We start from the raw sequence: 20,562 nt of genomic DNA on the forward strand, positions 1-20,562 counted from the left end.
AAGGATGAGGAATGATGGCTTTACTACGTACCCGGAGCAAAGGACAGCGTCAAGTGCTACCCGGTTTTGGAATTGGGATGGGATTCACTGTGTTCTATATGAGTCTAGTCGTGCTCGTCCCTCTCTCGGCGCTACTTCTTAACCATACGGGGCTTACCTGGAGCAAGTTCTGGGACATTGCGACTGATCCGCGTGTGCTCGCTTCCTATAGGGTTAGCCTAGGGACCGCCGCACTAGCCGCGTTGATCGATACCTTCCTTGGCTTGCTGCTGGCTTGGGTGCTCGTCAGGTATGAGTTCCCGGGCAAGCAGCTCTGGGATGCCCTCATTGATCTTCCGTTTGCGCTTCCGACTGCCGTTGCAGGGGTGGCACTAACTGCGATCTATTCAGCGAATGGTTGGATCGGGTCCTTATTAGAGCCACTTGGTATCAAGGTGGCCTTCACACCACTTGGCATTACACTTGCCCTGATGTTCATTGGTATTCCGTTTGTCGTAAGGACGGTTCAGCCTGTGCTGCAGGATGCAGAGCGGAATGCAGAAGAAGCAGCCGCAACGCTCGGGGCAGGACGCTGGCGAACGTTCCGTATAGTAATCTTTCCTTCACTGGTTCCACCACTGTTAACTGGATTTGCACTAGCCTTTGCACGTGGTATCGGAGAATATGGTTCCGTTGTATTCATCTCCGGCAATATGCCCATGAAGACTGAGATCGCCCCACTGCTCATTATGTCGAAGCTCGAACAGTTTGATTATGCTGGAGCAACGGCTGTTGCGCTATTACTGCTACTTATCTCTTTCCTGATGTTACTGGGGATTAATTTACTGCAACACTGGACGCGGAAGACCACTCGTTAAACAGGAGACGAAGGAGGAATCTAAGATGACAGCAACCATACCGCTGGGGATGGGAGGAATACGTGGTGGAGCTTCTTCTTCTCCAGCGACAGCAGAAAAACCTTGGGTAAAATGGACGCTAATCAGTGTTGCAGGGATAGTGATGTTTTGGCTGATTGTGCTGCCACTCTTGGTTGTACTTACTGAAGCACTGAAGAAGGGTGTGGACGTTTATATCGCGGCTTTATCCGATCCCGACGCTCTCTCAGCGCTGCGCCTTACGCTGCTCGTGGCTGCGATTACCGTTCCGCTAAATACTGTATTCGGTGTTATTGCAGCTTGGAGTATGACGAAATTCAGCTTTCGGGGAAAAGGTCTGCTCATTACACTTATCGATCTGCCCTTTGCTGTTTCTCCAGTGATTGGTGGATTGGTCTTCGTTCTGGTCTTTGGCCGGCAAGGATGGCTTGGCCCCTGGCTTGCTGATCATGATATTAAGATTATATTTGCACTGCCTGGTATTGTATTAGCGACACTATTTATCACCTTTCCTTTCGTTGCGAAAGAATTGATTCCACTTATGGAAGAACAGGGGACGAAAGAGGAAGAAGCGGCAGTTACCCTTGGTGCGGGAGGCTGGCAAATATTTTGGAGAGTCACACTTCCGAATATTAAATGGGGCCTGTTGTACGGTGTAATCTTGTGTAACGCAAGAGCGATGGGGGAGTTCGGTGCTGTCTCGGTTGTATCTGGACATATCCGGGGACAGACGAATACACTGCCGCTGCATGTTGAGATTCTGTACAATGAGTATCAATTCTCAGCCTCTTTTGCCGTAGCTTCGCTCTTGTTGCTTCTGGCTCTGATTACATTGCTACTCAAAAATTGGTTTACACGAAAAAGTGCCCATTGACAGCTGTTTCCAGACCATGCTAAGTTTAATTCATACTAATTGGGTTGGAAAACAATGTTATTTAAAAAGACCGACTGTTTTCGGATGGAACGTCTAATAATAAGTAGTTATATCAAGGGCATAGCCCCCGGTAAAGGAGGCGGTATCCATGGCGAAACCTTTAAAGGTAGATGAGGAGTGGCTGGAGCGCATTGCAAGCCTACTAGACGACATGGAGTTCGGTTCACTGCATATCGTAGTGCATGAGGGACAAATCGTCCAGATGGAGCGGACGGAGCGCAAGCGATTTGGAAATACGTCCTCTGGCGCCGTGCCGTTAGAGAAGCCCGGTCATCGTACAACCAGACAATCAACGCCCTCACCTCGTTCGGGGATAAAGTAGTACAGAACATGTTAAAAGGACTTCCAGAGATTATCCTCTGGAAGTCCTTTTAACATGAGCTAGGCGGGAATGCCGTAGCGACGCATGTCCTCAACAGCGACTGGCGCGAGCTTCACGCTATCATTCATCCACGCTGTGCTGGATTAGATGGTGTAGGTACTGCTGGGGAATTGTCCCGACCAAGCCTGCGACTTGCTGTTTCTTTTCTCCCGGTTGCTGGAACATGACGTCCTGCCTTAGCGAGTCCGTAGATCGGCATATTGTTGTAGACCGATTCATGTTGTCCTTGCTGCACGATATACGTTTCATGATAAATACCAACAGAGCCGTCCGTTCCGATGCTGCGATTGAAGTTTCTCCAAGCTTTCAGATGCTTGTCTCCATGTCTTGCGTAGTGTTCCAATTCCTCAAAGGATCTCCAATATTGAATGAGGCTTACCCCGCGCCACGATAAATGCACACTTCCGTTAAGAAAACCAAGATCTCGGTTCATGTACAGTTCACGAATCATGGGGCCCATAGCAAGAAAGACAGGAAGCCATTTATGAATGGCCCACACACGGTTCACTCGCATTCCAATAATAAACACAACAAATGATTCGTCCATCTCTGCTGTATAACGGCCAGGCACGACTTTACCCAAACCTATTCCTCCTTATCATTTAACTTCAATGAATCTAAGCTGGGTCTCATAAAAGCTGAGGATATCCTCTGATGCATACAATTGTGAGGTAAGAAAAGCACCATAGAATACAGTAAACAGAAACTGAATAGCTTCCGGAATGGAAATTCCATCTTTCAGCGTCCCATCCTGCTGGGCTTCGAATATACATTGTTCGAATAAGGCGAACATATTTGGCGATTCTGATCCTATTTGCTCATGACCGGGGAATAGGAGCTGGATTTCAGCATGGCTTAGCGTCGGCATTTCGGGGTGCATCTTCATCTCTGCCAAGAATGAGATCAGACTGGGCATAATTCCGGGCTTTTCTCTTGCTTGATCCGAAACACCGACCAATAGATGCCGGACAGCGTCGAAACCGCGCAGACTCTGCTCCTGGATGTCAATGATTTTGCCTGTTAGCCAGACACGCATGTAGTACAGCAGTAGATCCTCTTTTTTGCGGAACATATTAAAAAAAGTAACTCGGGACACCTCTGCCATCCGGCATATGTCCTCCAGCATGACATCACGGAATATGCGATCTTCGATCAGGGACATGGAAGCTTCATATAGAGCGATCTTGGTCTTCGCTTTCTTAAGCTCCCTTAAAGGTATTGGGGGTATCATCATGAGGGTCTCCTTATATGAGTTGTTTATGACTATTTTTAACTTATGTTAATAAATTAACACGAGTAAAGAATTTTGTCGAGATTGAAATTAGAACATCATTCTTATTGGTGAATCCCCACAATTAAAAAACGCCCTGCGGGCCATAAATAGACCACAGGGCGAAGCTAATCATATTGTTTGTTAAGATCGATTTCTACCACCTGAACTACTGTCACGAGGAGGCAGAGGATCAGGATAGGACGATGAGCCGTTCTCAGCGATGGGATGTTCTTCGGTGCTACGTGCCGATTGCTGTGTATACATCTTCAGCAGCTCGGGGTTACCCGCATAAGGACGTTCTTTTCTCGAACGTGTGGAAGTAAACCAGAAGCCTGTAAGATAAAGTAGTGCCTGCACAGCGAGCACGTAAGGGGATGCCTGAGCCCAGAATAGGTTGAAGAGTGCAGCAGCAGCGATCAGAAGATGGAGTCCATAAAAGATAACACCGAGGGAACGGCGTTTGGAGTCCATCAGCAGCCGATAAAAGGATACTGTGGCGATCATACAAGTAAGCCATAGAGTCCATACTTGGAGATTTCCCCATGCGTCAGGGCTTCGAAGTTCAGAGATTAGATGAAAGGTCCAGAGTATAGCAGCGGAGAAAGATATGCCGGGTACAGCTGGTTTTAGTAGCATCCACAGGCCAGTTCCCCAGCCCGGGTTCTCAATTCGTCGAAGAAGCTCACTGCGTTCTTTCACGAGGAGATTCATCTCTCGTTCTAATGTCTTACTTAGGTGTGGCAAACGGGAATCGTCTCGTTCATGAAGATAAGTATCAATCTGCTTCAACAGATCAATGGTAAGGCGATCTGCGGCTTTACATTCTTGCAAGAGGCTCACAAGATGCTCATCAGATATATTGTCATCTTCAGAGCGATCAACAACGGCGGTAAGAGGCCCAGCTAACTGTGTGTAGAGTGTCAATGACTGGCGTATACGTTCAAGCGTCTCCATTCGGGCCGCTTGAAGACGTGCAGCACAGTATATGTATAAGCCCAGGAATACGGCTGCTGCAAGCATCACCGCTAGCAGTCCTTCCATCGAGCCGAAAAATGTATCTATCCATTCAGCAAGGGACAAGCCGATCCCTCCTTCTATATTCTACTTTCACTATTGCACAAGAAAGGTCGGATTTCAAGACAAGCCACTCTAAAGAATCGTATTCACTTGTCTATTAGGGAAGAAGGATATATCCAATTTGGCACCTTTCGATTTCGTATTCGTAATCCAAAGATTTTCCTGAGGGAAACAAATTTAGCTGTGGTCAAAACACGAAGAGCAGAATATACTGAAAATATATACAGGGTTTCAGATTTTTGGCGGTTTGGAAAGCTTACTTTTACATGTGGAGGGATACGCATGAATACAGATATACAGATTGAAAAGGGCCCCTTAAAACGTGCCAAACTGACTATCGGCTACGTTCTGCTGTTTCTTTTGGCCGCTTGAAATAATGCAGCACACCATGATTGGAGTTATGCGCAGGATGGACGAACAAGAATAAAGGCTGCCGATTGCCGGCAGCCTTTTATTGTATGAAGTAATTACGGGGTAATGGTGCGATCCGACATTTCTTTCCATGATCTGTAATCATGAATGGCTATACCATTATAGGATGGAGTCTTGCCTGCTAGTACGTCGACAAGCTTGAGTTGTTCATTCATGAATGCTGTGCCCTCTTCATAGAAGGTAATGAATGCACCTTCATTGCTAGCTTTCGTTTCAACTGCAATGATGGCTTTCTTACCGAGCTCAGTCGCTTCTGTCATTTCTGGCAGAGCTAAGTTGTGAATAGAATTGGCCTGATCGCGATAAGCCATAATGACGACGGCATCTACTTTGGACAAGATCCAACGGCTCATGCTCATGGAGTTGTCCGGTAGGTTGTGTGTATGAAGCCAGAATGGAATATCGGCTGTAATTGGAAGATTCAACTCTTTGGCACCCGCAACAAGGAAGGAGATACTGCTCTGCCATTGTTTCATAAGAGCAGAACGGTTACTATTCCATTCTCCAAGCACATGTGGCTCAACATCAATATGAATACCCTTAAAGCGCTCCGATGGAGCAGCAGAAGTCTGATAGTCTTTAATCCAATCAATAAAGGTTACCAAACGGCTGCGCTCAGAATCAAGTGCCCACTTGGGCGATCCTCCAAGAATATGAACTTCGATCTGTTTCGCTGTAGCTTGGCGTATGAAGCTTTTATAGTATTCTGGACGCACATCCTGATTCATCTGTAGGTAGATTGTAGTAACACCATTGGCAGTTGCAAAGGATAAAATGTCCGCAGCAGAGTCTTTTATCATAGGCGTATCCCAAAACCAGGTTGATTTCTGTTTTGGCTGGGCCTGAGCATTACTAGAGGGTGTATTTAACCCTCCTAGCAGCAGTAGACAGCAAGCAAGCACAAGGCAGAGACGGTGTTTGGTTTGTTTTTTCATGGGGGTCAAGCTCTCCTTACAACATATTTTGATAAAACGAGACAGGAGGGACTAAACTACATACAAGTCATTGTTATTCGACATACATGAGCGAAAAAAGTCGCGTGGCGTAAGTCATGATTACGAAAAAAAGTTTCGCAATTATGCATGTCTATATATACTATCGGAGAGACTATTGCCGTTTTGTATAGTTCTATGGTTGTTTTACAGATAGAAATATCAATTGTGAAAGTTTGAAGAATGTTCTTTACGGATAAGTAATTTAGAAAGAAGGGTATTTAGACTCCCTAGTACCGAGATTGCCAAAAATACGATAGGATAGTCATCACAGGAGAAAGGGGCAATAATGATATGAATATCGCAGTAGTTGGAGCAGCAGGAATGATTGGAAAGCGAATTGCAGAAGAAGCTTTACGGAGGGGCCATCAAGTTACGGCAGTCGTTCGAAATCCGGACAAGCTTAGTGAGTATAAAGAGAAGATGAACATTGTTCGTGCAAATGCAGTAGACCCGTCCTCGATTGCCGAAGCGGTTAAAGGGCATGATGCAGTGATCAGCGCTTACGGGCCGAAATTTGGGGAAGAAGAGGAACTACTTGAAGCAGCTCGAGCTTTAATTGAGGGGGTACGCCGTGGTGGTGTTAGGCGCCTTCTCATTGTTGGGGGTGCAGGCAGTCTGATTACAGACAGTGGGGATGCATTGATGGATACACCAGAGTTCCCAGAAGAACTACGGACTTTGGCGAAGGCACATGCGGATGCTTACGGTATTTATCAAGAAAGTGACCTCGAATGGTCTTATTTGAGTCCAGCTGCCATTATTGAACCAGGTCGGAGAAGTGGACAGTTTCGCATTGGAATCGATCGGTTGGTTACGGATGAGAGTGGATCAAGCCGTATTTCCGTAGAGGATTATGCAGTTGCCATGCTTGACGAGCTAGATGACCCGCAGTTTATAGGGACTCGGTTTACGGTAGCCTATTAATCAATGAAGCTTCTTGATAATGGTTGATTATTAATGGTAATGATAAGAACGCTGCCTCTACAGACGAAATCGACTGATAACGTCTGTAGGCAGCGTTCTTTGTTATAAGAGATCAATTATATAATAGTCCAGCAGAGTAGCGGGATTACAAGGGCGAATAGAGGTGTTGTCAGCGACTGACTAGTAAAGATCTGCTTACCCCAAAAGTACATTAGGAGTAGGAGCGCTCCAGCTCCCCCGCGTATCCAGATATTATCTGTATCACCTTCAGTAAATAACGCAAAGAACATAACTCCTGCTGCAACGGAAAAGGCGGCTTGTTTCATGCGGCTTAATGAGGGGAGAAGGGCAAGTATGGCATCGGCAGCAAGAGAGGCAATTAGGCCATAACCGTATACCCAATGTTCAAGTGGGATTGAGACACCAAGGATGGACTCAGGCCGGCTGGCACCAGATGGCCATAACCAAGATAAGATAGTCAGCAGTAACAGAATAGCACCGGCACTGGCTAGCTTATTCAGTGCATAAAACCCCATATCTCTGCGCCCAGTCAAACGATTGTTACCGGAGTTCATCATGCTAACCTCCATAAGGTTGGTTGTATTATTCTTTCTGACAGTATGCTAATTGTTTCAGTTCTGTGAAATTGTCCTCATATGGAGGACTTTAATGGCTAATATAGCTGTGGATACATTCTCAGAGCACAAGGGATATGTTAAAATGAAAGCGTAATCAAAGTGAATTTAGTATTTCGAAACCTGTGGCTAAAGATCTTGCCGTAACCCTGAAATAGAAGGGAAGATAACTCCTCGGCAGGGCAGAAGCTGCCGGTTATTCCAGGAGGCGAGAGCGTGATGTTTGAAGGTTTCTCGGAAATGCAAAATGTAATTAGTCGCATGCACACCCACACGGATTTTGATCAAGAAAGTGAGTACTATCGCTTAGAATTCGGTTGCGAACGGTTTAAGCATTTCTCCGGTACCGAGGTAGACGATCATCGAATCCGCGTGAAGGAGGAGCCATTTTTTCGGTTGAAATGGTGGAAGCATTAATTGTTCTTATGTTAAGGAACAGTAAGAATATGAATCTGTTAAGCCCGGAGAACTCCGGGCTTTTTTATGCTGTTTCACGTTACAAATTGATAAACGGTAGTGGTGATGTTCCAAATCGTCAGAGGGATCAGATTAAGGTTGGTTTGTCCTTGTATGGTGGACGAAATGCAGCTCGCTCATTGGTGTGTCCGTACCAAATATCGAGCATCACTCTCCTCCTTGGAATCGCCTCAATATTTACAGGGCTGCTTTATCTCTATGCAGATGCCCAGAAGGAAGTGCGGTTAAGATATGAATTTCGATTAAAGAGGTGGTTTATTGCTCGAAATCATCTGCCGGATTGGATGGATATGGTAATATATCCCTGAGTAGATGTTTTAAATGAAGGGGGGACAGACATGAAGCCAGTGAAACGGTCGAAACTTCGTCTGTGGGCGGGTAAGCGATATTTTATGTACCGTCGTTATTTGGAATGGATGATGAGTCGGAAGACTTTTGCCGAGCAGACAGAGCAGTCTCCGTTGAAATATCTAATATTTACGCACAATACACCGCTCTATCGTCAGGTAACAGATCAACAATTGGTTGGAGAAAGGCGTTCCAGTGGCAGTCAGCTATATCACTATGAGGTATATGAGAAGGACCATCGCTTTACTCAAGAAGTCTGGGGTGGATATGCCAGACATAATACCATTGGCCGTAGAGCATTTGCGCTAGATGGGGATCTTGTCGCAGATGAGGTCATTACAGAGAATCATGCACTCATGATGTACTCTCCATTGTTAACGGAGGTAAGTTCGCCTGTAATTGTTGAACATATATAAGACAAAAGGAGGTGTAGAATGACACAAAGACAGCTGATCTTTATATGGAGTTTCTTCCTTTCACTCTTGTCCATTTATGCCACGCTACGACTTCAGTATAGCTGGCTTATTACCTTAGAAAATTCAGGCCCGCGAACTTCTAGGGGATTTAGCTTAGACCTAATTCGTCCTATAGCTAATCCTGCGATTTTCTTATTGGTTCAGCCTATGGTTCTGTTTATATTGCATAGTGGACTACATTGGCTAATCTATCGTCATCGAGTTGATCGTTCTGAGGAACAAGGGATGTCACTTCTTCTGCTTCTGCCTAGACGAGACTCACTTCGAATGAATGGTATTAGAGTACTGCTATATGTATTACTTGCTGGACTATTTATGTTCACTCGTTACATTAATGGGACCATACCTTCAACGATCATCGTACTATTGCTCGTTATTCAGTATGGATGGTGGGTTCTAGAGTGGGAGAAAGGCGTACGGTATAAGGCTTCTTAGCATTGACAAAAGCGGAGACGGATTGATAACATGTTACTAAATCAGATGAATTCACTATGAATTTGTCTAAATAGGTTACGACCGGACCACCGGAGGACTTTACAGTAATCTTGTGAAGTCTTTTTTTCTGGATAGCGGCCGAAAAAGCCCGTCCTAAAGAAGGACAACAATAGGACTGAACGCCAACAAGGCGACATGATAATGAACCTATAGGGGGGATAATAATGGCTAAAGCCGTCATTATTAACGGTAGTCCGACAGTCGGATCTCGACTGACTGCCATTATGGATTTTGCAGAACAACGTCTAAGAGATGCTGATTTCGAGGTGACGAGAATCGATGTGGGCCAGCTGCCACCGGAGGATTTGATTCACACGAAGTTTGAGAGTGAACATATCGTAAAGGCAAATGGACTCGTTGCAGAAGCTGATGCGGTTATTATCGCAAGCCCAGTATATAAGGCTTCGTACACGGGTGTGCTTAAGACATTTTTGGATCTTATCCCTGAAAAGGGGCTAGCGGGAAAAATCATTCTGCCACTATTTATCGGCGGAAGCTTAGCACACTTATTGTCCATCGACTATTCACTTAAACCGGTGCTGTCATCCATCGGTGCTCGTCATATTCTAGGCGGTGTGTATGCGGTTGATGCACAGGTAGCTCGTACAGAAGATGGCGGCTTCGATATGGCAGACGTACTTTCAGATCGTTTGAATTCTGCTGTGGAAGAATTAGTAGAAGAAGCATGTCTAAGAATCAACAGTACAAGCAAAGCTTGAAGTAAGCAGTAAATCAGAAGTTTCAAGATGGAGGTATGATATGCAAAAGCTAGTTTTTTTTGTTGGTGTGGCTGGAACAGGTAAAACAACGGTTGCGAAGAAACTTGCAGTCCGCATTCCTGCGGCATTTCTAGATCGTGATACCGTTGGCGGACGATTTGTTGAGAAGTTCTTAGAAGCAAATGGCCTGGACCCGAATGATCGGGATTCCGCATTTTATAAGGAACATCTTCGTGATCTAGAGTATGATACAACGAAAGATATTTGTATTGAGAACCTGAATGCAGGACAGAACGTATTTATGATCTCCCCGTTTACGGCTGAGCTGAAGAACCGGGAGTGGATTGAAGAAGTTATTTCAGCAGCAGGTCTAACAAAGGCTGAAGTTGATGTGAAGGTTATTGTAGTTACGCTTCAGGATATGGATTTACAGAAGGAGCGTATTATTGACAGGCAGACCGAGCGCGATCAATGGAAGCTGGATCATTGGGATGACTTTAAGAAGCGTGTGGATTTTGTTCCTGAAGTCAACTGGGATATCCCGCAAACTTCGATTAAGGTGTTCGACAACAGTGGAACACTAACGGATGAGAAGGTTGAAGATCTTTATCAATTCTTATTGAATGAGAATGAGAAATAAATAGCGATGGATATATGATAGAAGCGGCGGATTCCTGAAGAGTATGAGGGGAGTCCGTCGTTTTTCGCTTATGGGATATCTGTTATATTGGAATGGATTGGAACCAATACCCACCGTGCTAAAAGGCGGGCAAGAAGGAGGGCGGAAAAGATCGATACTTCCACCTTAAATGCTTATTTAAGAGCCGTAACTTTGCTTAGAGATCGAATACCTTCATTTGATCAATATCCATTTAACTTGCCAGCGGTAGCGATGCTTGATGAACTGAAATTCCATCCGAAGGTAACGTATATCGTTGGGGAGAATGGGATGGGGAAATCGACATTGTTAGAAGGGATTGCAGCTGCTCTAGGTTTTAATCCGGAAGGAGGGACGCTGAATTTCTCATTTGCTACGGAAGAGACACACTCAGATCTGTACCGATATATTCGAGCGGTAAGAGGTGTACGTAAGCCACGAGACGGATTCTTCTTCCGTGCAGAAAGCTATTATAATGTGGCCTCTGAGATTGATGCATTGGAGCGTGAGCGCCCCGGGCTGTATCAATCCTATGGTGGAAAGTCACTGCATCAACAATCACACGGGGAGTCTTTCTTTGCTACCTTTTTACACCGGTTCAGCGGGAATGGGCTATATATAATGGATGAGCCTGAAGCGGCGCTGTCTCCATTCCGACAGATGGCGCTGCTGACCCGGATTCATGATCTTGTCCAAGACAACTCACAATTCATTATCTCGACTCACTCGCCTATTCTGATGGCTTATCCAGATGCCCGGATTTTGAGACTACATGAAGAGGGAATTGATGAGTGTAGTCTTGAAGAGACAGACCACTTTATGATTATGAAGGAGTTCGTCAATAACCGTGAGATGATGCTGCGAGAGTTGCTGGCGGACGATTAGAATGGAGTGTAGTTTATAAAAGCTTTCACTGATGCCGGATCAGTGAGAGCTTTTTCAATTAAATTAATATGTTATTCATTTCATATTATAGTACAGTTATTCGAACTAGTTGTGGTATAAATAATGAAAATACAATGAAAAATAATGAAAATCCCATTTACAAGTTTGAATATTTGAATTAAAATTGAATAGTAACTTGGAGGTGAATGATTCTGAAACACAGTCATGATACGAGTGTGGAGATGTTAATGGACGTGTACCGCGAGTTATCAGATAAGATGACAAAACACCGTGTGGTCTCGTTTCTCAAATATCTTAGGAACAATGATTTGAACCTGAATCAGTACTCGATTTTGAGTTATATAGATCAGCAGGGGCCATGTCTTCCTCTCCAATTTGCAGAGCATCTCGAACTTAAAGCGGCTACGATTACATATTTGGTGGACTCACTTGAGCAGAGAGGGCTAGTTCGTAGGACGCCCAATCCTCGGGATGGTCGCAGCCATTATGTTCATTATACGGATGCTGGACGGGAGCTTGTACAAGGCGCACGAAGTGAAGGCGATGAGAGCATTATGGAATCCTTTAAGCAGCTTGATCAGGATGAAGCTGATATGCTCTACATTATGCTGAATTTACTGCGTCGTAAGTTATTTACTTGAAATGAATCCAGTTGATGAGGGTCCCACCTTAAGCTCGCTACATGAAAGAGCGCTGAGGTGGGCTCTATGTTTTATACACATCGATTGACAATCTGATTTATGTTTGGAGGCAGCTTGTGAAAACACAAAAACAATCATCTTTTTGGCTCATCATGAGCGCAATCTTCTTCGGTAATTTTTTGGCTGTATTAAGTATCACAACCATCAATGTCACCTTTCCCGTAGTGATGCATACATTCGGTGCAGAACTTAGCACGGTGCAGTGGCTAATGGCAGGTTATCTGCTTGCTACAGGGATTGTTGCCCCGGTTGTTGGTTATATGGGCGATCAGCTAAGTTATAAACGGTTGTTTATTATTTCGCTAATCGGCTTTATTCTATTCTCAGCCCTGTGTGCTACCGCTTGGAATATTGAATCACTGATTACATTCCGAATTATTCAAGGGATATTTGGCGGGATGATCATTCCGATTACGATGACGATTATTTATCAAGTATTTGACCGTGAGCGTCAGGCCTACGCAATGGGACTCTGGAGTCTAGCGTCCATGCTGGCGCCTGTAATCGGACCTACTCTTGGGGGCTGGATGGTTCAGTATTTTGGCTACAAGTCCATATTTATTCTGAATGTCCCCATTGGAATTTTGTCTATTTTTATAGTGGCTAAATTCATTCCATACTACAAATTAAGTGAGAAAAAGTCTTTTGATACGCTCGGATTTCTATCTGTTGTGATCAGTAGTTCATTCCTTCTGTTGTCCGTTAGTCACGGCAGTGAATGGGGATGGGGTTCATGGAAGACGGTATCGCTGCTAGCGATAGGGGTTTTGTTACTTAGCTTCTTTATCGTATGGGAGTTAAAAACAGCATCACCACTCCTTCAACTGAGAGTATTCCGTTTTCCACGGTTTCGCTATAGCTTGATCTTAAACTGCATTGTGACCGTTTCGATGTATACAGGAACGCTTCTCGTTCCGCTCTACTTACAAACAGTACTTATGTTGTCCCCGATGGAGACAGGTCTTATCATGCTGCCAGGAGCGCTTGTTATGGCTGCAGCGTCACCGATCATTGGTAAGTTCTATAACCGGATTGGTCCATTCAAATTGGTGCTAGCAGGCATTCTGATCATCGTGGCCGGTTCTGCAGCATTTAGCAATATTACGGCAGCTACCTCGATCTACACGATCGCAGGTCTTCAGCTCGTTCGTTGCCTTGGCATAGCGTTATGCAACATGCCGCTTACGAATGCAGCGATGAGTGCAGTCTCCAGTGAATATTCTGGGCATGCTTCGTCGATTACGAACTGGGCACGTCAAGGACTAGCGTCTTTATCCATCGGTATATTCAGCGCATTGATTGTATCAAGAACATCACATTATGTGGGTGAAGGCGTTATGAATCAACCGATTGCGATGACGATGGGGATCGACGATGTATTCCTCGTAGGTACCGGCATTGCAGCTGTAGCGGTTCCCTTAACATTTTTATTGCGGAAAAAAGGAAAAACGGCAGTGGATCTAGCTGTGTAAGAAGAGTTTTTCAACTGTGAGCTTGAGCCACGCGGTATACTTTGGTTGATGCCAATTCATTTAAAGGATGAGTCATTGAGAGGGGGGACCCTTGTATATGACTCATCCTTTTTTGTTCACAGGTGAATGTGGACAAATAGAATGGGGAGAGAATCAGAGAAAGCCTAGATTCACAGGTCATTTTATTTTGTTACAAACTCGTTACGGTGATGTCATTATTATCCGTTATGATTGTGGTACGCTTGGAGCTTCTGAATAGATAGTTAGTAGGAGGTATATATGACATTCATCCGTAAACTATGGGCGTTCGGCATACAGCAGGCGCTGTCGTGTATTTTTCCAGTGATCATCTTCGCTACACTTGCGCTGACCAAATATATAGAAGTTCCGGGACTAGCGCGTTATGACCTGATTCTGATCATCTGCCTGCTCGCTCAGATCGGCATGGTAGTCTTTAAGCTAGAGACATGGGATGAACTTAAGGTTATCTGCGTGTTCCATGTGATTGGGCTTATGCTGGAGCTTTATAAGGTGCATATGGGGTCTTGGTCATATCCGGAGGAAGGCTGGAGTAAAGTTGGGGGAGTGCCACTGTATAGCGGATTCATGTATGCGAGCGTTGCCAGTTATATTTGTCAGTCATGGCGCCGAATGAACCTGCGGATAACCGGGTGGCCATTACCGATGCTGACTGTGTTAATAAGTGCTGCTATTTATGCTAATTTCTTTACACATCACTACATATGGGATTTTCGTTGGGTGCTGACTGCACTGCTCTTTATCGTATTTTTCAGGACGGTTGTGCATTTTGATGTGCAAGGTACCACCTATCGGATGCCGCTTACGTTGTCTTTCTTGTTAATCGGATTCTTTATCTGGATTGCAGAGAATATTTCAACGTTTCTAGGTGCTTGGACATATCCGGGACAGGAGAAAACATGGAGTTTGGTACATATCGGGAAGATAAGCTCATGGTTTCTACTGGTTGTGATCAGTGTGATTATTGTAGCACAGCTGAAGCACCTAAAGATGGGGATAGGTGGGAAGAGGAAGGAAGCACCGAAAGGAACGGTATTGTGATTTCATAGATGTTGATAGCATCTTAAGAATGAGGTATTCTGTTGTTATTAGTGATGATAATGATGGAGTTAACAATATAGATAATGGATGAGACATGATATGAGAGGAGAGTATTCAGATGAAGAAAAGATCGCTGCTATCTTTACCTAAAGGAATCGGGTACTCTACCGCTGTTTTCTTTGATCTATCCAATCACGGTAGAAGTATGTCCAAAACTGGATGCATGAGCGACTTTTATCCTTTGATTGGTTAGATACGACGAGGATACAGTGGGCATAAACACCACAGGTCGCTACCTGTGGTTACATAGTTCTCTATGAACACCGCAGGTTTTCTGTGGTGTTTTTTTGTATTTTAGAAGAAGAAAAGGGAGATGACAAGGCTATGTTATTAGAAGGAGAACGTATTGTTGTAAAAGAAGTAGAGGAATCCGATGCTAAATCATTGTTAGAGCTTGAGGTGCAAAACAGAGACTTTTTCCAGCAGTTCACCGGCGTGAGAGAGGAGAGCTTCTATACATTTCAGGGGCAAATGACACGAATTCAAGAAATGGTTGAGCTCGGTAAGGACGATAAGGGATATATGTTTGTCATTCGATTGAAGGATACAGATCGCCTGATTGGGGAAATCACTTTATCAGAGGTTGTGAGAGAAAACCTGCAAAGCTGCTGGATAGGTTACTTTATGGATAAAGATCATAATGGAAAGGGATATATGACCGAGGCGGTTAAGCTGGTTTTGCAATACGCGTTTGAAAAATTGAAATTTCATCGAATTGAAGCTGGCGTAATGCCCCATAATATGGGCTCGACCCATGTATTATTAAAGTCTGGATTTCATAAAGAGGGCATCGCTCGAAAGAACGTTAAGATCAATGGGAAGTGGGAAGATCATCAAACATTAGCGATCCTTAATGAGGAGGATGAAGAAGTTAGTTCAATAAGCAGCTTCTAATAAAGCTTAAGTGTATCCAATTGATTTCATAATGTTACACAATATAAAACCTCCGTACCCTTTCCAAAAAGGAAGAATACGGAGGTTTTTCGTTGTGTTTATATTATAGATCGTCGAATCCATTGTCGTCGCCGACTTTACCGTAGTTACGGGACTTCGCTTCGAAGAAGTCTGTCTTGGTTGCGTTCAAAGCTTCGTCGGAGAAAGGTTTAATCCAAGGCATGCAGTTTACATCTACGCCTTCATAAGCTTTTTCCATACCCATCATCTTCAGACGACGGTTCGCAATGTATTTAATGTAATCGGACAGCTCGTTTAGATCGATGCCGCGAACGTTGCTGAGTGTGTAGTGAGCCCAGTTTGTTTCGAGTTCAACAGCACGGTCGATTGTGCGGTACAAGTAGTCCATGTTCTCTTTGGAGTTCAGTTCAGGGAAATCAACAAGAAGCTGCTTGAACACTTCAGCGAAGAAGTAGCAGTGTTGGTTCTCGTCACGCTGAATGTAAGAGATCATCTGGCTTGTCGCCATCATCTTCTGGTCACGTGCCAGGTTGTAGAAGAAGGCGAATGTGCTGTAGAAGAAGATCCCTTCGAGAATCAGGTCAGCAACCATGGATTCGAAGAAAGTCTGTGGTGATGGATTATCACGGAAAGACTGATAAATATCTGCGATGAAACGGTTGCGGTCCAGAAGAACCGGATCATGCTTCCAGTATTCAAAAATCTCTTTCTGTTCTTGCTCCGATACGATTGAAGAGAGAACGTAAGAGTAGGATTGGTTGTGGACAACTTCCTGTTGGCCGATGATTGCCGAGATCGCTTCAAGGGAAGAGTCGGTAAAATAGCGCTTCACATCGCTAACGAACATTGTCTGCATGGAATCAAGCACAGCCAGCAAGGAAATGTTAATTTTGAATGTGCGCTGTTCTTCCGGATCAAGGCGTGGGAACTGCGATGCATCTTTGGACATTGGAATCTCATCAGCGATCCAGTGGTTCAAGAGTAGCACTTTGTATAGTTTGTACATGTGCGGCATACGGATGTCGTTCCAGTTCAGAATACCTGAACATTCACCTTCGATGATACGAGTGGATTGGTTAGGGGCTTCGGTATTAAATATTTTTTGCATTTGCATGCTTAATCTCTCCTTGGAGGCCGGATATCTGGGACGGAAATCCCCTCTACAGCCGCTGTTGTTACCCCTTTGCTTGGGGTCTGGTATTCATAACAAAGGCGGACGTAAACTCTTCCGATGGGATATCCTTAGCCGATGTAGTCTTTAAATGATTTAGTTAGTATATTCAATTGCTGGTTTGCGGATCGCCCGCTTACAGCAGAAGGATGGACGAAGTAACATAAACAACTCACAAGTTATGCACTAACCCACAGCGTATCCCGTAGGGAGAGCGCTCTGAGCAGGTATGAAAGGTATAGAAGCACAGAGTAACTCACAAGTTATGCACTAAAATAGCGCAAATCCCAAAGGGAGGGCGTTCTTAGCAGTTAGTAACTCTAAAGAACGCCCATGTAATTCACAGGTTATGCACTAAACTCACAGCGATTCCCGAAGGGAGAGCGCTCCAAGCAGGTAGTAGAGGTAAAAAAGCGTAAAAGTAACTCACAAGTTACGCACAAACTTGGAGCAAATCCCAAAGGGAGAGCGTTCCTAGCAGTTAGCAACACTAAAGAACGCCGATGTAACTCACAAGTTACGCACAAATGTGGAGCAAATCCCGAAGGGAGAGCGTTCCTAGCAGTTAGTAACTCCAAAGAACGCCGATGTAACTCACAAGTTACGCACAAACGTGGAGCAAATCCCGAAGGGAGAGCATTCTTAGCAGTTAGTAACTCCAAAGAACGCCGATGTAACTCACAAGTTACGCACAAACGTGGAGCAAATCCCAAAGGGAGAGCGTTCTTAGCAGTTAGTAACTCCAAAGAACGCCGATGTAACTCACAAGTTACGCACAAACGTGGAGCAAATCCCGAAGGGAGAGCGTTCTTAGCAGTAAGTAACACTAAAGAACGCCCGTGTAACTCATTATCTTCGCTCTAAAGTAGAGCGTTCCCGAAGGGAGTAAGCGCTCCTTACACCAGCAAGCCGTACCTCAACCCAAATCACTCCTTAATCGAAGCTCTATTTCCGGGTGTCCAGAGGGCAGAGCCCTTGGGGCCCTCCCTTGGAAGGGAGGGTTTGGGTGGGATCGAAAAAGGGTTTATTAAAGCTTTTAACTAGCACATGACTCACATTCTTCAATCGTAAGCGCACGGCTACGTACATAGTAAGTCGATTTCAAGCCGGCTTTCCAAGCATGAAGGTGAAGTTCCAGGAACTCAGAAGCCTTGATGTCCGGACGAACGTACAGGTTGAAGCTTTGCGCTTGGTCAACGTGACGCTGACGAGCGGCTGCCATTTTGATGGACCAGTTCTGATCGATCAAGAAGGCTGTTTTGTAATACCAGATCGTCTTCTCGGACAGGTCCGGAGCTGGGTTAGCAATCTTGTAAGTTGTTTTCTCTTCATAAGAAAGAAGTTCGTACAGTGGATCAATACTTGCCGTAGAGCCAGCGATGATGGAAGTCGATCCGTTTGGTGCGATCGCGAAGAGCCATGCGTTACGAACACCATTTTGCTGCACTTCTTGCTGCAGTTCACGCCACTGTTCTGTTGTTACATATTTGCCTTCATGCTCACCATCGGTGTAACCACGGAACGTGAAGTATTCACCGCTCTCCCAGTCAGAACCTTTGAATTTCGGATAATGACCTTTTTCTTTGGCCAGTTCCATACTGGATTTAACGAGCAGATAGTTGATTTTTTCATACAGACTATCGTTATAGGCAACCGCCTCATCGGATTCCCAGCGAATACCCTCAAGAGCCAGCAAGTGATGCAGACCGAAGGTTCCGAGACCGACTGCGCGGTATTGGCTGTTCGTGTATTGTGCTTGCAGTACTTCGATATTATTGATGTCGATAACATTGTCGAGCATACGCACCTGAATGGGTACGAGACGTTCGAGCACACCCGCTGGAACTGCACGAGCCAAGTGAATGGAGTTCAGGTTGCAGACAACAAAATCACCAGGAACTTTGGAGATGACAATGCGAGTCTGTCCATCCTTGGTTACAAGCTCTTCTTGTTCCACAACGGTAGCCGATTGGTTCTGCATAATTTCAGTACACAGGTTAGATGAGTAAACCATACCGTGTGCGGAGTTCGGGTTAGCGCGGTTAACCGTGTCACGATAGAACATGTACGGTGTACCGGTTTCTAGCTGGGATTTCATAATACGTTTCATGATGTCGATGGCTTGAACCGTAATACGGGAAAGCTGTGGATTCGCTACAGCCTCTGCATATTTTTCACGGAATTTGCCTTCGCCAAGTTTCTCGTCATAGAAGTCTTCCAGACCGAGCGGACGACCGTTCTCGTCTTTCCAACCCATTACTTTCTTCACTTCGTGCGGGCAGAAGAGACTCCACTCATCACGAGCTTCAACAGCTTCCATGAACATATCAGGTAGACATACGCCGTGGAACACGTCATGTGCTCTCATACGCTCGTCACCATTGTTCAGCTTCAGATCCAGGAAGGCAAGGATGTCTTTATGGAATACATCCAGGTAAACGGCAATTGCACCTTTACGTGTACCAAGCTGGTCTACGCTAACAGCGGTGTTGTTCAGCTGACGAATCCAAGGGATAACGCCGGAGCTTGTGTTCTTATGTCCACGAATGTCTGAACCACGGGCACGAACCTTTCCAAGGTAAACGCCGATGCCGCCACCCATTTTGCTGAGACGAGCTACGTCCGTATTGGAATCAAAGATGCCTTCAAGTGAGTCATCCACAGTATCGATGAAGCAGCTGGACAGCTGGCCTGCTACCTTCTTGCCGGCGTTGGACATGGTTGGCGTTGCTGCGGTCATATAGATATTACTCATTGCCCAGTATGCTTCTTTAACAAGGTCCATACGTTTCTCAGCAGGCTCTTTGTGCATGAGGTACATGGCAATAATCATATAACGCTCTTGCGGAAGCTCCATCACACGACCATCAAAATCAGTAGCAAGATAACGCTCAGCTAGTGTCAACAGTCCGATATAGTCAAACAGCAGGTCACGGGTATAATCAATCGTTTCTGCGAGTTCTTCAATTTGTGCTTTGGTATAGCATTCCAGAAGCTCTTCACGGTAGATACCTTTTTGCACCAGCTCAGTAATGAGAGGATATAGGTTACCGTATGGCTCGTCCGGATAAGCTTTGTAACGACGATGGTTAGCCGCTTTTTTATATAAGGATGTCAAAAGCGAACGAGCCGCTGCGAACTTCCAGTTCGGTTCTTCTTTAGTAACAAGCTCGAGTGCCGACATGGTGAACGCATTGCTGATCTCCTCACCAGTTACTTGTTCGCCACGGAGTTTAGAATTCACACCGCGAAGCAGTTGCTCCTTATTCAGCATGTCTAGTTCATTCAAAATCCGATCGGCATAAACAGAGAGGCGATTTGGATCAAAAGCTAATTGACGGTTGTTCGGTTTAACTACGATTTGGGGCATGGGTAAATCCTCGCTTTCTTAGGGGGAAATGGGAAAAAGAACATTAAAAAAACATTTTCCAAACCTTAGGAAGGTTGAAAATGTTCGTATGCGCTGTGGGTGAAGTGTGCATAGTAGCTTGAGCCGCCGTTTTAGGGCTCGCTGATATGTACAGACGCAGTAAGAGAACACTTTCCTAATTTCCCGT

23 protein-coding genes and 1 pseudogene are annotated in these 20,562 nt (G+C 45.0%); 17 read left to right on the forward strand and 7 right to left on the reverse strand.

What is annotated here, in order from left to right; translation table 11 throughout:
* The first annotated feature begins 14 nt into the window (after window positions 1-14).
* The 3 genes from cysT to ACK8P5_RS03345 all read left to right on the forward strand — a co-directional run bounded on the left by cysT (window position 15) and on the right by ACK8P5_RS03345 (window position 2,131).
* Window positions 15-857: a sulfate ABC transporter permease subunit CysT gene (cysT, locus tag ACK8P5_RS03335; protein WP_422659577.1), complete on the forward strand. Its 843-nt coding sequence runs from the start codon at window positions 15-17 to the stop codon at window positions 855-857.
* 49 nt (window positions 858-906) lie between these two features.
* Window positions 907-1,749: a sulfate ABC transporter permease subunit CysW gene (gene cysW / locus ACK8P5_RS03340; protein ID WP_422661359.1), complete on the forward strand. Its 843-nt coding sequence runs from the start codon at window positions 907-909 to the stop codon at window positions 1,747-1,749.
* Between the two features lie 148 nt (window positions 1,750-1,897).
* On the forward strand, window positions 1,898-2,131 hold the full coding sequence (locus ACK8P5_RS03345) for a YezD family protein (RefSeq protein WP_422659578.1): 234 nt from the start codon (window positions 1,898-1,900) through the stop codon (window positions 2,129-2,131).
* A 124-nt stretch (window positions 2,132-2,255) separates the two neighbouring features.
* Here ACK8P5_RS03345 and ACK8P5_RS03350 read toward each other — a convergent pair whose 3' ends face one another.
* The 4 genes from ACK8P5_RS03350 to ACK8P5_RS03365 all read right to left on the reverse strand — a co-directional run bounded on the left by ACK8P5_RS03350 (window position 2,256) and on the right by ACK8P5_RS03365 (window position 5,908).
* Complete coding sequence (locus ACK8P5_RS03350) at window positions 2,256-2,774, reverse strand: DUF4188 domain-containing protein (protein WP_422659579.1); 519 nt, start codon at window positions 2,772-2,774, stop codon at window positions 2,256-2,258.
* A 15-nt stretch (window positions 2,775-2,789) separates the two neighbouring features.
* Complete coding sequence (locus ACK8P5_RS03355) at window positions 2,790-3,425, reverse strand: TetR/AcrR family transcriptional regulator (RefSeq protein WP_422659580.1); 636 nt, start codon at window positions 3,423-3,425, stop codon at window positions 2,790-2,792.
* A 180-nt stretch (window positions 3,426-3,605) separates the two neighbouring features.
* Window positions 3,606-4,544 carry a hypothetical protein gene (locus ACK8P5_RS03360; RefSeq protein ID WP_422659581.1) on the reverse strand — a complete coding sequence of 313 codons (939 nt, stop codon included), beginning with the start codon at window positions 4,542-4,544 and terminating at the stop codon, window positions 3,606-3,608.
* 464 nt (window positions 4,545-5,008) lie between these two features.
* A complete protein-coding gene (locus tag ACK8P5_RS03365; protein ID WP_422659582.1) occupies window positions 5,009-5,908 on the reverse strand; it encodes a hypothetical protein in 900 nt (299 codons plus the stop codon).
* Window positions 5,909-6,259: 351 nt separating this feature from the next.
* On the opposite strand from ACK8P5_RS03365, the gene ACK8P5_RS03370 reads away from it, so the two are divergent.
* The gene (locus ACK8P5_RS03370) at window positions 6,260-6,892 is read left to right on the forward strand and encodes an NAD(P)-dependent oxidoreductase (RefSeq protein WP_422659583.1); all 633 of its coding nucleotides are present in this window, start codon (window positions 6,260-6,262) and stop codon (window positions 6,890-6,892) included.
* 116 nt (window positions 6,893-7,008) lie between these two features.
* Here the strand turns inward: ACK8P5_RS03370 and ACK8P5_RS03375 are convergent, their stop codons facing one another.
* A complete protein-coding gene (locus tag ACK8P5_RS03375) occupies window positions 7,009-7,467 on the reverse strand; it encodes a hypothetical protein (protein ID WP_422659584.1) in 459 nt (152 codons plus the stop codon).
* A gap of 276 nt (window positions 7,468-7,743) precedes the next feature.
* Here ACK8P5_RS03375 and ACK8P5_RS03380 point away from each other — a divergent pair, with 276 nt between their 5' ends.
* From ACK8P5_RS03380 to ACK8P5_RS03440, 13 genes and pseudogenes are all read left to right on the forward strand, one after another.
* Window positions 7,744-7,944: a hypothetical protein gene (locus ACK8P5_RS03380; RefSeq protein ID WP_422659585.1), complete on the forward strand. Its 201-nt coding sequence runs from the start codon at window positions 7,744-7,746 to the stop codon at window positions 7,942-7,944.
* Between the two features lie 29 nt (window positions 7,945-7,973).
* Window positions 7,974-8,312, forward strand: coding sequence for a hypothetical protein (locus ACK8P5_RS03385; RefSeq protein WP_422659586.1), 339 nt, complete (start codon window positions 7,974-7,976; stop codon window positions 8,310-8,312).
* 30 nt (window positions 8,313-8,342) lie between these two features.
* Window positions 8,343-8,768 carry a hypothetical protein gene (locus tag ACK8P5_RS03390; protein ID WP_422659587.1) on the forward strand — a complete coding sequence of 142 codons (426 nt, stop codon included), beginning with the start codon at window positions 8,343-8,345 and terminating at the stop codon, window positions 8,766-8,768.
* Window positions 8,769-8,786: 18 nt separating this feature from the next.
* On the forward strand, window positions 8,787-9,263 hold the full coding sequence (locus ACK8P5_RS03395; RefSeq protein ID WP_422659588.1) for a hypothetical protein: 477 nt from the start codon (window positions 8,787-8,789) through the stop codon (window positions 9,261-9,263).
* 224 nt (window positions 9,264-9,487) lie between these two features.
* Entirely contained in the window at window positions 9,488-10,042 is a 555-nt protein-coding gene (ssuE, locus tag ACK8P5_RS03400; RefSeq protein WP_422659589.1) for an NADPH-dependent FMN reductase, read from the forward strand.
* Between the two features lie 40 nt (window positions 10,043-10,082).
* Window positions 10,083-10,682 carry an AAA family ATPase gene (locus tag ACK8P5_RS03405; protein WP_422659590.1) on the forward strand — a complete coding sequence of 200 codons (600 nt, stop codon included), beginning with the start codon at window positions 10,083-10,085 and terminating at the stop codon, window positions 10,680-10,682.
* A 150-nt stretch (window positions 10,683-10,832) separates the two neighbouring features.
* Complete coding sequence (locus ACK8P5_RS03410; protein ID WP_422661360.1) at window positions 10,833-11,585, forward strand: AAA family ATPase; 753 nt, start codon at window positions 10,833-10,835, stop codon at window positions 11,583-11,585.
* A 206-nt stretch (window positions 11,586-11,791) separates the two neighbouring features.
* Window positions 11,792-12,247 (forward strand): MarR family winged helix-turn-helix transcriptional regulator, encoded by a 456-nt coding sequence (locus tag ACK8P5_RS03415; RefSeq protein ID WP_422659591.1) that lies wholly within the window; start codon window positions 11,792-11,794, stop codon window positions 12,245-12,247.
* A 116-nt stretch (window positions 12,248-12,363) separates the two neighbouring features.
* Window positions 12,364-13,779, forward strand: a complete 1,416-nt coding sequence (locus ACK8P5_RS03420) for an MDR family MFS transporter (protein WP_422659592.1) — start codon at window positions 12,364-12,366, stop codon at window positions 13,777-13,779.
* 97 nt (window positions 13,780-13,876) lie between these two features.
* Entirely contained in the window at window positions 13,877-14,038 is a 162-nt protein-coding gene (locus tag ACK8P5_RS03425; protein WP_422659593.1) for a hypothetical protein, read from the forward strand.
* 20 nt (window positions 14,039-14,058) lie between these two features.
* A complete protein-coding gene (locus ACK8P5_RS03430) occupies window positions 14,059-14,859 on the forward strand; it encodes a DUF817 domain-containing protein (RefSeq protein WP_422659594.1) in 801 nt (266 codons plus the stop codon).
* A gap of 118 nt (window positions 14,860-14,977) precedes the next feature.
* Window positions 14,978-15,112 (forward strand): hypothetical protein, encoded by a 135-nt coding sequence (locus ACK8P5_RS03435; RefSeq protein WP_422659595.1) that lies wholly within the window; start codon window positions 14,978-14,980, stop codon window positions 15,110-15,112.
* 131 nt (window positions 15,113-15,243) lie between these two features.
* Window positions 15,244-15,789: pseudogene (locus ACK8P5_RS03440) on the forward strand (GNAT family N-acetyltransferase); the annotation flags it as partial.
* A gap of 127 nt (window positions 15,790-15,916) precedes the next feature.
* Here the strand turns inward: ACK8P5_RS03440 and ACK8P5_RS03445 are convergent.
* Together ACK8P5_RS03445 and ACK8P5_RS03450 are read right to left on the reverse strand one after the other, a co-directional pair.
* A complete protein-coding gene (locus ACK8P5_RS03445; RefSeq protein WP_422659596.1) occupies window positions 15,917-16,948 on the reverse strand; it encodes a ribonucleotide-diphosphate reductase subunit beta in 1,032 nt (343 codons plus the stop codon).
* Window positions 16,949-18,041: 1,093 nt separating this feature from the next.
* Window positions 18,042-20,375 (reverse strand): ribonucleoside-diphosphate reductase subunit alpha, encoded by a 2,334-nt coding sequence (locus ACK8P5_RS03450; RefSeq protein ID WP_422659597.1) that lies wholly within the window; start codon window positions 20,373-20,375, stop codon window positions 18,042-18,044.
* Window positions 20,376-20,562 lie beyond the last annotated feature (187 nt).

Origin of the sequence: Paenibacillus sp. EC2-1, assembly GCF_049311625.1 — a bacterium.
Classification (GTDB): domain Bacteria; phylum Bacillota; class Bacilli; order Paenibacillales; family Paenibacillaceae; genus Paenibacillus_AQ.

Bases quoted from the DNA above. Each gene is read 5' to 3' on its own strand.
- cysT (WP_422659577.1), top strand. From the start codon at position 15: ATGGCTTTACTACGTACCCGGAGCAAAGGACAGCGTCAAGTGCTACCC.
- cysW (WP_422661359.1), top strand. From the start codon at position 907: ATGGGAGGAATACGTGGTGGAGCTTCTTCTTCTCCAGCGACAGCAGAA.
- ACK8P5_RS03345 (WP_422659578.1), top strand. From the start codon at position 1,898: ATGGCGAAACCTTTAAAGGTAGATGAGGAGTGGCTGGAGCGCATTGCA.
- ACK8P5_RS03355 (WP_422659580.1), bottom strand. From the start codon at position 3,425: ATGATGATACCCCCAATACCTTTAAGGGAGCTTAAGAAAGCGAAGACC.
- ACK8P5_RS03365 (WP_422659582.1), bottom strand. From the start codon at position 5,908: ATGAAAAAACAAACCAAACACCGTCTCTGCCTTGTGCTTGCTTGCTGT.
- ACK8P5_RS03370 (WP_422659583.1), top strand. From the start codon at position 6,260: ATGAATATCGCAGTAGTTGGAGCAGCAGGAATGATTGGAAAGCGAATT.
- ACK8P5_RS03375 (WP_422659584.1), bottom strand. From the start codon at position 7,467: ATGAACTCCGGTAACAATCGTTTGACTGGGCGCAGAGATATGGGGTTT.
- ACK8P5_RS03385 (WP_422659586.1), top strand. From the start codon at position 7,974: ATGAATCTGTTAAGCCCGGAGAACTCCGGGCTTTTTTATGCTGTTTCA.
- ACK8P5_RS03390 (WP_422659587.1), top strand. From the start codon at position 8,343: ATGAAGCCAGTGAAACGGTCGAAACTTCGTCTGTGGGCGGGTAAGCGA.
- ACK8P5_RS03395 (WP_422659588.1), top strand. From the start codon at position 8,787: ATGACACAAAGACAGCTGATCTTTATATGGAGTTTCTTCCTTTCACTC.
- ssuE (WP_422659589.1), top strand. From the start codon at position 9,488: ATGGCTAAAGCCGTCATTATTAACGGTAGTCCGACAGTCGGATCTCGA.
- ACK8P5_RS03405 (WP_422659590.1), top strand. From the start codon at position 10,083: ATGCAAAAGCTAGTTTTTTTTGTTGGTGTGGCTGGAACAGGTAAAACA.
- ACK8P5_RS03415 (WP_422659591.1), top strand. From the start codon at position 11,792: ATGATTCTGAAACACAGTCATGATACGAGTGTGGAGATGTTAATGGAC.
- ACK8P5_RS03425 (WP_422659593.1), top strand. From the start codon at position 13,877: ATGACTCATCCTTTTTTGTTCACAGGTGAATGTGGACAAATAGAATGG.
- ACK8P5_RS03430 (WP_422659594.1), top strand. From the start codon at position 14,059: ATGACATTCATCCGTAAACTATGGGCGTTCGGCATACAGCAGGCGCTG.
- ACK8P5_RS03435 (WP_422659595.1), top strand. From the start codon at position 14,978: ATGAAGAAAAGATCGCTGCTATCTTTACCTAAAGGAATCGGGTACTCT.
- ACK8P5_RS03445 (WP_422659596.1), bottom strand. From the start codon at position 16,948: ATGCAAATGCAAAAAATATTTAATACCGAAGCCCCTAACCAATCCACT.
- ACK8P5_RS03450 (WP_422659597.1), bottom strand. From the start codon at position 20,375: ATGCCCCAAATCGTAGTTAAACCGAACAACCGTCAATTAGCTTTTGAT.